The 14,837-nt window shown below is 71.5% G+C and carries 14 protein-coding genes and 1 tRNA gene; 10 read left to right on the top strand and 5 right to left on the bottom strand.

The features are described from left to right. Window positions 1–47: 47 nt before the first annotated feature. From LO931_RS05645 to LO931_RS05635, 3 genes are all read right to left on the bottom strand, one after another. Window positions 48–123, bottom strand: a tRNA-Glu gene (locus LO931_RS05645). A 52-nt stretch (window positions 124–175) separates the two neighbouring features. Beyond that, on the bottom strand, window positions 176–1,282 hold the full coding sequence (locus LO931_RS05640; RefSeq protein ID WP_229052304.1) for an HNH endonuclease signature motif containing protein: 1,107 nt from the start codon (window positions 1,280–1,282) through the stop codon (window positions 176–178). A gap of 152 nt (window positions 1,283–1,434) precedes the next feature. After that, a complete protein-coding gene (locus tag LO931_RS05635) occupies window positions 1,435–3,063 on the bottom strand; it encodes a SpoIIE family protein phosphatase (RefSeq protein WP_229052303.1) in 1,629 nt (542 codons plus the stop codon). 83 nt (window positions 3,064–3,146) lie between these two features. Here LO931_RS05635 and LO931_RS05630 point away from each other — a divergent pair, with 83 nt between their 5' ends. The 4 genes from LO931_RS05630 to LO931_RS05615 all read left to right on the top strand — a co-directional run bounded on the left by LO931_RS05630 (window position 3,147) and on the right by LO931_RS05615 (window position 6,893). After that, window positions 3,147–3,497: a metallopeptidase family protein gene (locus LO931_RS05630; RefSeq protein WP_229052302.1), complete on the top strand. Its 351-nt coding sequence runs from the start codon at window positions 3,147–3,149 to the stop codon at window positions 3,495–3,497. Beyond that, the gene (locus LO931_RS05625; RefSeq protein ID WP_229052301.1) at window positions 3,490–4,164 is read left to right on the top strand and encodes a pirin family protein; all 675 of its coding nucleotides are present in this window, start codon (window positions 3,490–3,492) and stop codon (window positions 4,162–4,164) included. The genes LO931_RS05630 and LO931_RS05625 overlap by 8 nt, the downstream gene beginning before the upstream one ends. 111 nt (window positions 4,165–4,275) lie before the next feature. Next, window positions 4,276–5,634 carry an FAD-binding oxidoreductase gene (locus tag LO931_RS05620; RefSeq protein ID WP_229052300.1) on the top strand — a complete coding sequence of 453 codons (1,359 nt, stop codon included), beginning with the start codon at window positions 4,276–4,278 and terminating at the stop codon, window positions 5,632–5,634. Further along, window positions 5,631–6,893 (top strand): class I SAM-dependent methyltransferase, encoded by a 1,263-nt coding sequence (locus tag LO931_RS05615; protein ID WP_229052299.1) that lies wholly within the window; start codon window positions 5,631–5,633, stop codon window positions 6,891–6,893. The genes LO931_RS05620 and LO931_RS05615 overlap by 4 nt, the downstream gene beginning before the upstream one ends. 162 nt (window positions 6,894–7,055) lie before the next feature. Here LO931_RS05615 and LO931_RS05610 read toward each other — a convergent pair whose 3' ends face one another. Both LO931_RS05610 and LO931_RS05605 read right to left on the bottom strand, forming a co-directional pair. Then, window positions 7,056–7,841, bottom strand: a complete 786-nt coding sequence (locus LO931_RS05610; RefSeq protein WP_229052298.1) for an exodeoxyribonuclease III — start codon at window positions 7,839–7,841, stop codon at window positions 7,056–7,058. Window positions 7,842–7,850: 9 nt separating this feature from the next. Beyond that, window positions 7,851–8,708, bottom strand: coding sequence for an EamA family transporter (locus LO931_RS05605; protein WP_229052297.1), 858 nt, complete (start codon window positions 8,706–8,708; stop codon window positions 7,851–7,853). Window positions 8,709–8,807: 99 nt separating this feature from the next. Here LO931_RS05605 and LO931_RS05600 point away from each other — a divergent pair, with 99 nt between their 5' ends. The 6 genes from LO931_RS05600 to LO931_RS05575 all read left to right on the top strand — a co-directional run bounded on the left by LO931_RS05600 (window position 8,808) and on the right by LO931_RS05575 (window position 14,777). Beyond that, window positions 8,808–9,383, top strand: a complete 576-nt coding sequence (locus LO931_RS05600; protein WP_229052296.1) for a hypothetical protein — start codon at window positions 8,808–8,810, stop codon at window positions 9,381–9,383. Window positions 9,384–9,450: 67 nt separating this feature from the next. Continuing rightward, the gene (locus LO931_RS05595; protein ID WP_229052295.1) at window positions 9,451–10,248 is read left to right on the top strand and encodes a hypothetical protein; all 798 of its coding nucleotides are present in this window, start codon (window positions 9,451–9,453) and stop codon (window positions 10,246–10,248) included. A 21-nt stretch (window positions 10,249–10,269) separates the two neighbouring features. Continuing rightward, entirely contained in the window at window positions 10,270–10,848 is a 579-nt protein-coding gene (locus tag LO931_RS05590) for a hypothetical protein (protein ID WP_229052294.1), read from the top strand. A gap of 22 nt (window positions 10,849–10,870) precedes the next feature. Beyond that, complete coding sequence (gene purL, locus LO931_RS05585; RefSeq protein ID WP_229052293.1) at window positions 10,871–13,150, top strand: phosphoribosylformylglycinamidine synthase subunit PurL; 2,280 nt, start codon at window positions 10,871–10,873, stop codon at window positions 13,148–13,150. Window positions 13,151–13,189: 39 nt separating this feature from the next. Further along, window positions 13,190–13,834: a hypothetical protein gene (locus LO931_RS05580; protein WP_229052292.1), complete on the top strand. Its 645-nt coding sequence runs from the start codon at window positions 13,190–13,192 to the stop codon at window positions 13,832–13,834. 40 nt (window positions 13,835–13,874) lie between these two features. After that, window positions 13,875–14,777, top strand: a complete 903-nt coding sequence (locus LO931_RS05575; protein WP_229053091.1) for a M23 family metallopeptidase — start codon at window positions 13,875–13,877, stop codon at window positions 14,775–14,777. Window positions 14,778–14,837: the final 60 nt, after the last annotated feature.

Raw genomic sequence — 14,837 nt, 5'->3', positions numbered from 1 at the left:
GCGCTCGATGCCACGGCCTCGCGTGCTGCGTGCGAGACCGCCAGCCCTGGTACCCCGTACGGGATTCGAACCCGCGCTGCCGCCTTGAAAGGGCGGTGTCCTAGGCCACTAAACGAACGGGGCGTGACGCCGGGTCAGCATATCCGCCGGCGGACCGGAGGGTCAGCAGGGCCGATCACGTCCGCCGGTGGGGGCGGGGTGGTGGGGAGGTGTAGGTGTGCTGGGTGGGGGTGGTCCACGTGACCTCGCCGTGAGATCCGGCGTGGACGGACCAGCCGGGTAGTTCTTTGACGAGGTTGGACATTCGACACAGTCCTTGGCCGTTGGCTTCGGTGGTGGGTCCGCCGTTGCGGTGGGGTCGGATGTGGTCGATCTCGCGGATCCGGCAAGAACATCCGGGTTGGCGGCACTTGTGGGGCGCACGGCTCCTTCGTCGCCGTCTCCCCGGCTCGTTCCTCGCCGGTGCCGGGCTACGCCCGGGCGCCTGCCTCGCCTTCGGCTCGGCCTGTGGTGACCAGCCGGTCGTGCCGATGTGGTCCTTGGCGGCCGCGGCTTCGCCTTTGAGGGCTTCGATGGGCAGCACGATGGACAGGTCGATGTCGGGTCCGGCGACGGTCTCGACGCCGGTGACCCGTTCGAACAGGGTGTTGACCATGATCTGGCCACGATCGCGGTCGTCGCCGCGGGCGCGGAGTCGGTCGGCGTGGGCCTGCAGGCTCTGACGGATGCCGACGAGCTGTTCGGCGGGCCCGTGGACGATGAGGGTGCCGACCCCGTCGGGCTCGGCCCAGTACGACACGAACTGGTCGGCGCGGGCCCTGCGCTCGCGTTCTGCGGCGGCCTCGACGTCATGACTGACGACCAGCTCGCGCACCAGGTCCGCCGCCTGCGCCGGCGTCAGACCGGCGAGGGCTCCGGCGAGGGCGGCGTCGATGAGGGTGATGGTGGCCGGGTCGAGGGTGCGCACGACCCGCACGATCGCCCGCACGACCGGCTCGGACACCACCCCTTCACCGAACGCGGTGCGCAGGATCGGCATCGGCCGCAGGCCCATCGCGAGCTCCAGCAGGTTGCGGCCCGCGGTCGGTGACTGACCCCGGGCCATCGCGGTCTCGGCCGCCACGGTCAGCGCCAGGTCACGATCACCCGCATGCGTGGCCAGACGCAGCTCGTAGAAGTCGGCGACCTGCTCGACCAGACGCGCCTGCGCGACCCGGATCAGCCGCTCCAACGCCACGATCGCATCGACATGCTTGGCGCCCATCACGTCGATCGGATCCACCACGCGATAGTCCGCACCCGCCACAGCAGCAAGTACGCCCTCAGGTGCCAGGTCCTCGAACATGAGACCAGCCAACCCGCCCCCACCGACAGCAGCCCCGGCCCACCAGGACCCTGTGGAGAACGGTGGACAACCCCGGCTGGGAGGAACCACTACGGAGCGGGGACGCTCCCGACCCGCAGGACGAGCAGCGCGACGTCGTCCTCGATGCCGGGCGGCACGTGAGCGATCAGCTCGTCGCAGAGGGCCTCGGGATCGAGGTGCTGCCGGCCCGTCAGGACCTCCTCGAGCCAGGTGAAGCCGTCGTCGATCGAGGCCCCGCGGCGCTCCACCAGGCCGTCGGTGAACAGCACGGCGATCGAGCCGGGTGCGAGCGACTCGTGGTGGTCGACCCTGTCCCACTCACCGATGCCGATCAGGGGATCGGGCTTCCCCTCGAGGATGCGTGCGGTGCCGTCCGGCGTGATCACGAACGGCGGCGGGTGACCCGCGCTCGACCAGGAGAGCGCGGCGGACCCGTCGTCGCGCCGGCCGACCCGCGCCGCGACGGCGGTCGCGAGCACGTCCATCTCGAGCTGCTGCACGGCCCGGTCGACCGAGCCCAGCACCGCCGCCGGAGCGTCGCCGATCGTCACCGCGACCCCGCGGAGCATGTTGCGCAGCTGGGCCATGCCGGCCGCCGCCTCGCGGTCGTGCCCCGTGACGTCGCCGATCGCGAGGCAGAGGTCTCCGCCGGGCAGCTCGAACGCGTCGTACCAGTCGCCGCCGACCTGGGCCTCCTCGGCGGCCGGGAGGTAGCGCACCGCGACCTGGAGCCCCGGCTGCTGCACCGGGCTGCTGAGAAGACTGCGCTGCAGCGTCTCGCTCAGGCGGCGCTCCTGGTCGAGGTGGGCACGCTCCACCGCACCGGCGCGGGTGCGGCTGAGGGCGCGTCCGACGACGGAACCGGCCAAGCGGATGAAGTCGTGCAGGTCGTCGTCGAGCGGGACGTGCGGGTTCAGCTCGGCCATGAGCGTGGACACCGCGATGTCGTCGCGATCGGACTCCAGGGCGACCCATGCGGTGCGCAGGCCGTCCGACGACGTCTCCACCACGACCTCCCCGGCCAGCAGCTCACGCGGGGACGGGCCGTGCACCTCCGACGACCACTGCTCGTCGATCTCGCCGGCGAGCTGCAGCTCCACGACGGAGAAGTCGGCGCCGAAGGCATGGAGCGACCGCAGCGTGCGGCGGCGCAGGTCGTCGAGTGACCCGACACCGGCCAACGAGTCCGCCAGGCGGCCGAGGGACTCGAGGCGCCGCCGGCCCAGCACGGCCCGCGTCGTGTCCGTCGCGACGTCGAGCACGCCCTCGATGTCGCCCTCCGGCCCGCGGACGGCCGAGTACGAGAACGTGAAGTAGCACTCCTCGAGGAAGCCGTGGCGCTCCAGCGGCACGAGGGCCTCCTCGACCAGCTTCGCCTCGCCCGTGCTCGCCACGGCCTCCATCCACGGGCCGATCTGCTCCCAGGCCTCGCCGAACACCTCGCGCGCCGCCCCGCCGAGCGCGGAGGGGTGCTTCTCGCCGATCAGCTCGACGTAGGCGTCGTTGTAGACGAGCGCGAAGTCAGGTCCCCAGAGCAACGTCATGGGAAAGCGGCTGTGCATCATCAGGTCGACGGTGTCGACCAGGGAGCGGCTCCAGGTCTCGACGGGCCCCAGGCTCGTGCGCGACCAGTCCACGAGGTCGTACGCGGCGCGCAGCTCAGGGCTGGCCGCGGCAAGGGGACTCCTCGGGCTCACCTCCGAATTCTAGGGAAGCCGGGGTGATCCGGCACAGGGAGCGGGGTCGACCGCGACGCGGGTGCGGCTGGCAGGATGGCGGCGTGATCGAGGTCGACGAGGACCGCTTCGTGGAGCTGGCCGAGGCCGCGCTCGCCACGCTGCCGCCGGAGCTTGCGAGCCTGCTCGACAACGTGGCGCTGTTCGTGGAGGACGACGCCCCCGCGGAGGAGCCCGACCTGCTCGGTCTCTACGACGGTGTGGCGCTGACCGAGCGAGACACGACCTACGGCGGGGTGCTGCCCGACCGCATCCTGATCTTCCGTCGTCCGACGCTCGCGATCTGCGAGACGGAGCAGGACGTCGTCGAGGAGGTCCACATCACCGTGGTGCACGAGATCGCCCACCACTTCGGCATCGACGACGACCGACTGCACGACCTCGGCTATGCCTGATCTCCAGGGGCCAGCCCCGGTGCCGCCGATGCTGCGCAGGGCCGACGACCGGTACCTGACCGTCGGCGAGGGCACGTCGACCCGCCACTCGTTCAGCTACGGCGCGCACTACGACCCCACGAACGTGGCCTTCGGCTCCCTCGTCGCGATCAACACCGAGACGATCGAGCCCGGCGCCGGCTACGACGCACACCGCCACGAGGACGTCGAGATCGTCACCTGGGTGCTCGAGGGGGAGCTGGAGCATCGCGACTCCACGGGGCACGGCGGCGTGATCCGCCCGGGCACGACCCAGCGCCTGAGTGCGGGGGAGGGTGCTCAGCACGCGGAGCGCAACGCCTCGCAGACCGAGCCGCTCGTCTTCGTGCAGATGATGCTGCGCTCGGAGCACGAGGCCGCGCCCGAGTACGCCACGGTCGACGTGCCGGAGGGCCCGGGTCGCTTTCCGGCCGTGGCGGTCCGCGCCTCGGCCTGGCTCGAGGTCGTGCGGCCGGCGGACCCGGTGCAGGTCGACGTCGACGCGAAGGTGCTCGTGCACGTCACACGCGGGGAGATCGCGATCGGCGACGACGTGCTGCGGGCCGGTGACGAGCTCCGGACCTCGGCCGCCGACGGGCCGCTCGTGCTGCACGGGGCAGGCGAGGCGCTCGTCTGGCACCTCGCCTGAGCTCTCGAACCGGGTCCTTGCGGCGCCCCCGGGTTGCGCTGAGAGCGAAATTCGTTGCTGTGTGCAACGACACCCTGTTGCTCCGGTGACACGACGTCATAATCTGGGGTGGTGAAGGACTGGGAGCAGCACGCCGAGGCCGTGACCCGACTCCGTGACTCCTACGCCGCGATCGCTCCGGGATCCCCGGTCCGCCTCGCGAAGCGCACCTCGAACCTCTTCCGCCCGCGCTCCTCGTCGGTCGGGCCCGGCCTCGACGTCTCCGGCCTCGACGGCGTCATCGCGATCGACGCCCACGCGGCCACCGCCGACGTCCAGGGGATGTGCACCTACGAGGACCTCGTCGCCGCGACGCTCCCGCACGGCCTGATCCCCTACGTCGTGCCGCAGCTGCGCACCATCACGCTCGGCGGAGCCGTCACGGGCCTGGGCATCGAGTCGACCTCGTTCCGCAACGGCCTGCCGCACGAGTCGGTGCTGGAGATGGACGTGCTCACGGGCTCGGGCGAGATCCTCACGATCGGGCCGGAGGGCGAGCACGCCGACCTGTTCACCGCGTTCCCCAACTCCTACGGCAGCCTCGGCTACGCCACGCGCCTGCGGATCAAGCTCGAGCGCGTGCCGGAGCGCGTGTCGCTCCGCCACGTGCGGTTCGACTCGGCCGACGACGCCGTGAAGGCCATCCACGACATCGGCGAGACCGGTGAGCACGACGGCCGCCGCGTCGACGGGCTCGACGGCACGGCCTTCAGCCCCGACGAGATCTACCTGAGCCTCGCCGAGTTCACCGACGCGCCGATCGACCTCAGCGACTACACGGGCCAGGACATCTACTTCCGGTCGATCCAGGAGAAGGAGACCGACGGGCTGTCGATGCTCGACTACCTGTGGCGCTGGGACACCGACTGGTTCTGGTGCTCCGGCGCGTTCGGCGCGCAGAACCCGTGGATCCGCCGCGTGTGGCCCCGCCGCTGGCGTCGCAGCGACGTCTACCACCGGCTCGTCGGGCTCGACACGAAGCTCGGCATCATCAAGACCCTCGACAAGATCAAGAAGGTGCCCGGCCGCGAGCGCGTGATCCAGGACATCGAGGTGCCGCTCGAGGCCCTGCCCGAGTTCCTGAGCTGGTTCGACGCCGAGGTCGGCATGCGCCCCGTGTGGCTCTGCCCGCTGCGCACGACCCGCGACTGGTCGTCGTACCCGCTCGAGACCGGCGCGATCTACGTCAACGCCGGCTTCTGGGGAACCGTGGTGGTCCCGGCCGACGCGGAGCCCGGCAGCGTGAACCGGGCGGTCGAGACGGCGGTCAACGGGCTCGGCGGGCACAAGTCCCTGTACTCCGAGGCCTTCTACGACGAAGAGACCTTCGCGCGGCTCTACGGGACCGCGACGATGGACGAGCTGCGGACGCAGTACGACCCCGACGGTCGGCTGACGTCCCTGTACGACAAGGCAGTGAGGAACTCATGACGATCTCTGACGCCCTCGGCACGCTGATGCGGCACGGGATGCCCTTCAGGTTCGAGGCCTACGACGGCAGCGCGGGTGGCGACGTGGACTCGCCCTACACCGTGCGCCTCCTGAACGAGCGCGGGCTGCGCTACCTGATGTCGCACCCGGGCGACCTGGGCTTCGCCCGCGCCTACGTCTCCGGCGACCTGGAGATCGACGGCATCCACCCGGGCGACCCGTACGAGCTGATGCGGCACTTCCGCAGCCGGCTGACGTTCAAGCTGCCGCCGCCGGGCGAGCTGGTGAAGGTGCTGCGCAGCCTGGGTCTGGCGAACCTCATCGCCCCCACGCCGCCGCCGGAGGAGCACCTCTCGCGCGCCCGGCGGGCGTTCGAGGGCTGGCGGCACAGCCGCCAGCGCGACGCCGAGGCGATCCACCACCACTACGACGTCTCGAACCGGTTCTACGAGCTCGTGCTCGGTCCGTCGATGGCGTACACGTGCGCCGTGTTCCCCGACCTCGACGCGACGCTCGAGCAGGCGCAGGCCGAGAAGTTCGACTTGATCTGCCGCAAGCTCGACCTCAAGCCCGGGCAGCGCCTGCTCGACCTCGGCTGCGGGTGGGGCGGCATGGTGCGCCACGCCGCGGAGCACTACGGCGTGCAGGCGCTGGGCGTCACGCTCTCGGAGCAGCAGGCCGTGTGGGCGCAGCAGGCCATCAAGGAGCAGCGCCTCGACGACCGTGCCGAGGTGCGGTTCCTCGACTACCGCGACGTGACCGAGGGCGACTTCGACGCGATCAGCTCGATCGGCCTCACCGAGCACATCGGCGTCAAGAACTACGGCTCGTACTTCTCGTTCATCGAGGGCAAGCTCAAGCCCGGCGGACGCCTGCTCAACCACTGCATCACGCGCGACAACAACACCTCGCCCGCGAGCGCCGGCGCCTTCATCGACCGCTACGTGTTCCCCGACGGCGAGCTCACGGGCGTGGGGCGCATCGTCTCGGAGGCGCACGACGCCGGCCTCGAGGTGCGCCACAGCGAGAACATCCGCGAGCACTACGCGCTGACCCTGCGTGACTGGAACCGCAACCTTGTCGAGAACTGGGACGAGGTGCTCGGCGAGGTCTCGCTCGGCACCGCGAAGGTCTGGGGCCTCTACATGGCCGGCTCCCGCCTGGCCTTCGAGGAGGACGAGATCGAGCTCCACCACATCCTGGCCGTCAAGCCCCACGAGGACGGCACGAGCGGGTTCCCCCTCCGCCCCACCTGGTGAGCCCCCGCACGATGTGTGCGCCAACCGACCGTGTTCGACCTCGACAGGGTCGGTAAGTGCACACATCTGGAGGCGGGCGGTCGGCTGACCGGATCCGCACCCCGCTGGGTGGTCCATGCCTGCTTGTCCGTCACCACCGACGGCGGTCAGGTGCCGAAACCCTCAGTCCAGGTCGATGACGACCGGGGCGTGGTCGCTGGCGCCCTTGCCCTTGCGCTCCTCGCGGTCGATCCACGCGCCGCTGACGCGGGCCGCGAGGGCGGGGGAGCAGAGCTGGAAGTCGATGCGCATGCCTTGGCGCTTCGGGAAGCGCAGCTGCTGGTAGTCCCAGAACGTGTAGACGCCGGGGCCCGGGGTGTGGGGGCGGACGACGTCGGTGAAGCCCGTCTCGACCATCGCGCGGAACGCGGCGCGTTCCGGCTCGGAGACGTGGGTGTGGTTCTCGAAGACCGCCATGTCCCAGACGTCGTCGTCCTCCGGCGCGATGTTCCAGTCGCCCGTGAGCGCGATCTGGGCGTCAGGGTCCGCCGCGAGCCACGCCTCGCCCTGCTGGCGCAGCCGCTCGAGCCAGGCCAGCTTGTACGTGTAGTGCTCGTGGTCGAGCTCGCGCCCGTTCGGCACGTACAGGCTCCACACCTGCACGCCGCCGCACGTGGCCCCGATCGCGCGCGGCTCGAGCACGTCGGCGAACTGCGGCTGGTCGTCGGCGAACTGGCGCTGCACGTCCTCCAGCCCCACGCGGGAGATCAGCGCGACGCCGTTCCACTGGTTCAGGCCGAAGTGCGCCACCTCGTAGCCGAGGGCACTGAGCTCGAGACCGGGGAACTGGTCCTCACGGCACTTGGTCTCCTGGATCGCGAGCACGTCGACGTCGTGCCGCTCCAGGAAGCCGACCACGCGGTCGATGCGGCTGCGGATGGAGTTCACGTTCCAGGTGGCGATGCGCACGGATCGAACCTAACCGAGAGCGACGAGGGACACGGCGACGGCCGCGGCCCCGAGGCCCACCGCCTGGCCCCGCCCGATGCGCTCGCTCAGCACGAGCCACGCCAGCAGCACCGTCGAAGCGGGGTAGAGCGCGGCGATGACCGACACGATCGACAGCAGCCCGTGGTGCGTGGCCAGCAGGAACGTGCCCGAGGCGATGAAGCTCAGCGGCCCGAGCAGCAGACCGCGGGCGGCGGCCCTGGTGCGCGGGACCCAGGCCTCCCGCAGGGTCACGGCGACGGTGATGACCGCGAGGATCGCCGTCGAGTTGGCGATCGCGAGCGGCACGAAGCCGGCCGAGTCGGGCACCTGGCCGAGCGCGGCGAACAGCAGGCCGAAACCGAGCCCCGCCAGCACGCCGTCGACCAGGCCGCTGGAGGAGGGCGTCGCGGCGTCGTCGTCGGTCAGCGGGCCGTCGGACTCCTCGGGGGGCCGAGCCACGAGCCAGATCGCCGGGAACGCGCACACGACGCCGAACACCGCGAGGGCCGACGGCCGGTCGCCCTGCGCCAGCCCGACCGCCAGGGGGACGAGCGCCGAGCCCACCGCGGAGACGGGGGCCACGACGCCCATCCGACCGTGCGCGAGGCCGCGGTAGAGGAAGACGATGCCGAAGCCCGAGCCCACGCCGGCGAGGGCTCCGAGCAGGAGGTCGTCCCGCGTGGGGTCGCCCGCCAGCAGGAGCGCCGCGACCCAGGTGACGACGGCCGCGGACGACTGGCCGCAGACCGAGATCTGCCAGGCGCTGGCCCGCCGCGAGAAGATCCCGCCGAGGAAGTCGCTCACGCCGTACGTCAGCGCCGAGATCAGCGCGAGGGTCACCGCCACGGCGCGACGGTACTCCTGCTTCCGCCGCATCCGTAGGCTGGTGCCGTGGGTGAGCGCGCACGAGGTTGGGGTCGTAGGACCAACGAGGCTGCGGGACGCGTGACGTCCCGGATCGACACGAGCACGGGGCAGGCCGCCGAGCGCGCTGCCCAGCTGCTGGTCGTGGCCGTGCGCGTGCTGCGCATCCCCACCGCGATCCTCTTCGCCTTCCCGCTGCCGTTCATCGTCGTCACCGCGATCGTCGCGATCGCCGCCGACGGTGCGTTCCGCGTCGTCGGCCTCGTCGTCGCCGTCGCCATGGCAGCCGTCGCCGCAGCCTTCGGATGGCGCCGCCACCAGGTCGTCAAGGCCGTCGACGACCCGGTCGCCCTGGCCACCGAGCTCGGCATCATGGTCGAGATGAGCGACCGGGCCGACGAGACCCGCGGGATCCTCCAGCAGATCGCCGGCGGCGGCGGGTCGCGCGTGTTCTCCCGGCTGCGGGGCGCGTGGCGCGGCGTGACGATGCCGGCCCGCTGGATCGAGGGCGTCGAGGACCTGCGGCGTGCCCGCAACTTCGCGCCACCGCGCATCGGCTGGTCGATCTCGCTCACGATCGCCGCCCTGTGGCTCGTCCCGATCTCGATGGTCGTGGCCCTGTTCGCGCTGATCGGGGCCCTCGCGGGCTCGCTCTGACGCTCGCGCTCGAGCTGCGTCGTCACACCGAGTGACACGGCCCGCCGGCCGCCCTACGCTGACGGCCATGGACCTCCGCCAGCTCGCCGTGCTCCCGGTGCGGGTCACCGTCGCCGCGACCCAGACCACGCTCGCGCTCGGCTACTTCGTGTCGCCGCAGGGGCCGCTGCTCCGCGACGGCGGGTACGCCACCCAGCTGTCGAAGATCCTCTCCGAGGGCGGTCTGCTCGACCGCATCAGCCGGATCATGGAGGACGAGCACGGACCCGTCGGGCTGGCGTACACGCTGGCCGAGCTCACGGCCGACGACCGTCCGATCGGCAAGGCGCTGGCCCGTGACGGTCTGCTCGACCGGATGGCGTCGGAGGACGGCCCGTTCATCCGCCTGCTCGAGGCCGGCGGCCCGCTCGACCGCGCGCTGGCCGAGGACGGTGCCCTGTACCGGTTCCTGGCCCCCGGCGGCCCGCTCGACCGGCTGCTCGCGCCGGACGGTCCGCTGGAGCGCATCGTCGAGGAGGACGGCGCGCTCGACCGCCTGCTCGAGGAGGGTGGCCCCCTCGACCGCATCCTGGCGGAGGGCGGCCTGCTGGAGCAGCTGCTCGCCGACCAGGGCATCCTCGAGACGCTCCTGCGTCCGGGTGGCACGCTCGACCGTCTGGTCGAGCTGGGGGAGACCTTCGAGGCCCTCGTGCCGCGCGTGGACATGCTCGGCGCCGCGATCCCGACCCTCAACCAGGCGGTCGCGGTGCTCAACAACGCCGTCGAGCCGCTGAGCTCGCTCGCGACGCGCATCCCGGGGTCGCGTCGTCGTCCGCCGACGACCCGCCCGGCGCTCGAGGCCCCGGAAGCGGCCCCGCACGACTGATCGCTGGGCTACTGTCGCGACATGACGGAGGTCACACCCACGCCGTTCTGCTCGTACGCCGAGTTCGGTGAGGCGTTCTTCCGCGCCGCCGTGACCGAGGACCGCATCCTCGCCGCGATCGGCCAGGTCGCCGGCAGGCCCATGGAGCTCGGACCGATCGGCGTCGGTCCCGGCCGGGTCGCGCAGGTCACGGCCCACGGCGACGTGGGGGAGCCGGTGGTGCGGTCGGTCGCGAACGACGAGGTCGTCTACGCCGTCATGCTGCCCGTCCACCTGGACTTCGAGCTCGACCTCCAGGTCGACAAGCACCACTTCCACGGCGACCTCGTGGTGCCCATCACGGTGCACGCGCGGGCGACCGACGACCTGCGCATCGTGATCGACGTGACGCCGCCGTCGGCCCGCGACATCCGCATGGACCTCAAGGCCGACGGCCTGCGGGCGAGCGTCGTGCGCAAGGCCGCCGGCGTCGACGCCGAGGTCAAGAAGTTCGTCGCACGGTACGTGGCCCGGGAGATCTCGAGCCCCGACGTGGCGGGCGTGCTCGAGGTCGACGTGAGGTCGGGCATCGACGCGACCTGGGAGCAGATGGGCCGCTGAGCGGCACCGATACGATGAGCGCGTGACCGACGCTGCCGCGAAGCCCGTCCTCGATACCGTCTCTCATGCGGAGGCCACCCCGGAGCGCGAGCTCCCGTGGGCCGAGCTGGGACTCAAGCCCGACGAGTTCGCGAAGATCGTCGAGATCCTCGGCCGTCGGCCCACCGGCGCCGAGCTGGCGATGTACTCGGTCATGTGGAGCGAGCACTGCTCGTACAAGTCCTCGAAGGTCCACCTGAAGAAGTTCGGCGAGCTGCCGCAGGAGACCCCGCTCGGCAAGACCCTCGCCGGCATCGGCGAGAACGCCGGCGTCATCGACATCGGGCAGGGCTACGCGGTGACCTTCAAGGTCGAGTCGCACAACCACCCGAGCTACGTCGAGCCCTACCAGGGTGCGGCGACGGGTGTCGGCGGCATCGTGCGCGACATCCTCGCAATGGGCGCGCGGCCGGTCGCCGTGATGGACCCGCTGCGCTTCGGTCCGCTCTCGGCCCCCGACACCGCCCGTGTGCTGCCCGGGATCGTCGCGGGCGTGGGCGGCTACGGCAACTGCCTCGGCCTGCCCAACATCGGGGGCGAGGTCGTGTTCGACGAGACCTACCTCGGCAACCCGCTCGTCAACGCCCTGTGCGTCGGCGTGCTGCGCCACGAGGACCTGCACCTCGCCCATGCCACCGGCGTCGGCAACAAGGTCGTCCTCTACGGCGCCCGCACCGGTGGCGACGGCATCGGCGGCGTCTCGGTGCTCGCGTCGGAGACCTTCGACGCGACCGGCCCGGCGAAGCGGCCCAGCGTCCAGGTCGGCGACCCGTTCATGGAGAAGCTGCTGATCGAGTGCACGCTCGAGCTGTTCAAGGCCGGCGTCGTGGGCGGCATCCAGGACCTCGGCGGTGCCGGGCTCTCCTGCGCCACGAGCGAGCTCGCCTCGGCGGGCGACGGCGGCATGCACGTCGAGCTCGACACCGTGCCCCTGCGCGACTCCACGCTCAGCCCGGAGGAGATCCTCATGAGCGAGAGCCAGGAGCGCATGATGGCGGTCGTCGAGCCGCACCACCTCGACGGCTTCATGGCGATCTGCGAGAAGTGGGACGTCGAGGCCGTCGTGGTCGGCGAGGTGACCGACACGGGCCGCCTCGTCATCGACTGGCACGGCGACACCGTCGTCGACGTCCCGCCGCGCTCGGTCGCCCACGACGGCCCCACCTACGAGCGTCCGTACGCCCGACCCGTGTGGCAGGACATGCTGCAGTCCAAGGGTGCCGAGCAGCTGCCGCGGCCGACGTCGGGCGAGGAGCTGCTCGAGCAGCTGCTGCGCGTCGTCGCCTCGCCCAACATCGCCGACAAGTCGTGGGTCACCGACCAGTACGACCGCTACGTGCAGGGCAACACGGTCACGTCGCAGCCCGACGACGCGGGCGTCGTGCGCATCGACGACGAGACCAACCTCGGCGTCGCGGTGTCTACCGACTGCAACGGCCGGTTCGCGAAGCTCGACCCGTACGCGGGGGCGCAGCTCGCGCTGGCCGAGTCGTTCCGCAACATCTCCGTCGCCGGTGCCTTGCCCCTGGCGGTGACCGACTGCCTCAACTTCGGCTCGCCGGAGGACCCCGACGTGATGTGGCAGTTCGAGCAGGCCACGCACGGCCTCAAGGACGCGTGCGCCGAGCTCGGCATCCCGGTCACGGGCGGGAACGTGTCGTTCTACAACCAGACCGGCGCGACCGCGATCCTGCCGACCCCGGTCGTGGGCGTGCTCGGGGTCGTCGACGACGTCACGAAGCGCGTGCGCCACGGCTTCGCTGCCGAGGGCGAGCACGTGCTGCTGCTCGGCTCGACCGAGGACGAGCTCTCCGGCGGCACGTGGGCCGACGTCGTGCACGGTCACCTCGGTGGCCTGCCTCCGCGCGTCGACCTCCCCGCCGAGCAGGCGCTGGGCGCCCTGGTGCGCGACGCGATCGCGGAGGGCCTCCTGACCTCCACCCACGACCTGTCCGACGGTGGCCTCGCCGTCGCGCTCGCGGAGTCGACGTTCCGGCACGGCGTGGGTGTCACGGTCGCGCTCGACGACCCCTTCCTCGACCTGTTCAGCGAGTCGACGGCCCGCGCGATCGTGACCGTCGCCGAGTCCGACCACGACGCGTTCGTCGCCCTGGCCGAGAAGCACGGGGTCGAGCTGGCCTCGATCGGTCGCACCGGCGGGTCCGACGTCGTCGTCGAGGACCAGTTCACCGTCTCGGTCGCCGACCTCAAGCACGGCTGGCAGGCGACCCTGCCCGCGGTCCTCGGCCCGATCCTGGACTGACCGGGGCTGGGCGACGACGGGGATCGGTAGGGTCGACGGATGGACAGCGACCTGGAGCCCCGGAGCCGCCTCGACTCCACCGTCCGACAGCTCGACATCGCCGCGAAGGCGATCCTGCTCGTCCTGCTGGTCGGGGCACTCATCGCTCCGGACATGGGCAACATGCAGGACAAGGGCGCCTGGTGGCGGGCCGTCGGCTATCCGGCGCTGGCCTTCACGCTGCCGCTGCTGTGGGCGCTGTACTGGCGCGAGCGCATGTCGTTCCCGTGGCTCGCGGACCTCTGCATCACGATCCCGTGCTTCTCCGACATCCTCGGCAACCGGCTCGACCTGTACGACCGCATCTGGTGGTTCGACGACTGGATGCACTTCTTCAACACGGGCCTGCTCGTCGTCGCGGTGCTGCTGCTGACGATGCCGCGCAAGGCCACGCGCGCCGCGGTGCTCGAGCGGTCGCTCGCCTTCGGCGTCACCGCCGCGCTGGCGTGGGAGATCGCGGAGTACTTCGCATTCCTGCACCGCTGGGACGCGCTGCCGAACCGGCTCTACGAGGACACGCTGGGCGACCTCTTCCTCGGCACCATGGGGTCGCTGGTGGCCGGCTTGATCGTGCATCGGGCCTGGCTCCGGGGTCGTCTGACCGAGGAGGGGCCGGCGGTCACGCTCGCCCCGACCGAGCCCTGATCGAGCCCTGACCGACACCTGGGGGACTGACGTGAGACGGATGATCGCGGGCCTGCGCCCGCTGTGGGACGCGTTGATGCTCCTGCTCGCGGCGCTGTTGGTGGCCGACGTGCTGACCGCGGTGCTCCCGGGCCTGTCGGGGCTCGGGCTGCCGGGCGGGGCGCTCGGCGCGCTGGTGGTCTACGGCGTGCCGTTCGTCGTGCTGTCGCTCCTCGTGGGCGTCGCGCCACGCCACGACCTCGACGTGCAGGAGCCGGTCGAGCTGGCCCCGCCCGTCCGTGGCCGCTGGGTCTCGGTGAACGGACCCGGCCAGCAGCTGCCGAGCCACGGCACGCGCACGCGGGGCCAGTACGGCGCGATCGACGTGTGCGGAACCTCGGGGCCGACCACGCCGGAGATCGTGCGGTGGGCCCTGCGCTCGAGCCGCCCCGAGGCGTACCCGTGCTTCGGCGAGCCGATCCATGCCATGGCGGGCGGCACGGTCGTGCGGGTGCGCGACGGCCAGCGCGACCACCGGGCCCGCAACACCTGGCAGGGCTTCGCCTACATGTTCACCTTCGAGGCGCTGTGGCGGGAGGCCGCCGGCACGGGGAGGGTGCTCGGCAACCACGTCGTCGTCGACCACGGCGACGGGACGTTCGCGGCGTACGCCCACCTCAAGAAGGGCTCGGCGCGCGTCGGCGAGGGCGACCGGCTGGAGGTCGGGGACGTGCTGGGGTCGGTCGGCAACACCGGCAACAGCTCGATGCCGCACCTGCACGTGCAGCTCATGGACCGCGCCTCGGTCGACGCGGCCGCCGGCGTCGTGATGCGGTGGCGCGACATCGAGCTCACGGGCGAGCTCGACGAGCAGCTGGAGTCGTTCGGCAAGGACCCGTCCGACTCGGCGGTGAAGGGGATGCCGCGCAACGCGGAGACCTTCGTGGCGCGGGATCCCGCCTGACGATCAGCGGGTGCCTCCCGGAGCGCGTAGCCTGAAGGGGTACGCAGGCCGCGCGGAGGA

This window comes from Aeromicrobium sp. Leaf350, from assembly GCF_916858655.1.
In the GTDB taxonomy this organism is placed as follows: domain Bacteria; phylum Actinomycetota; class Actinomycetes; order Propionibacteriales; family Nocardioidaceae; genus Aeromicrobium.
The sequence above is the reverse complement of the archived record's forward strand: the minus strand, read 5'-3'. Positions and strand labels throughout refer to the sequence as shown.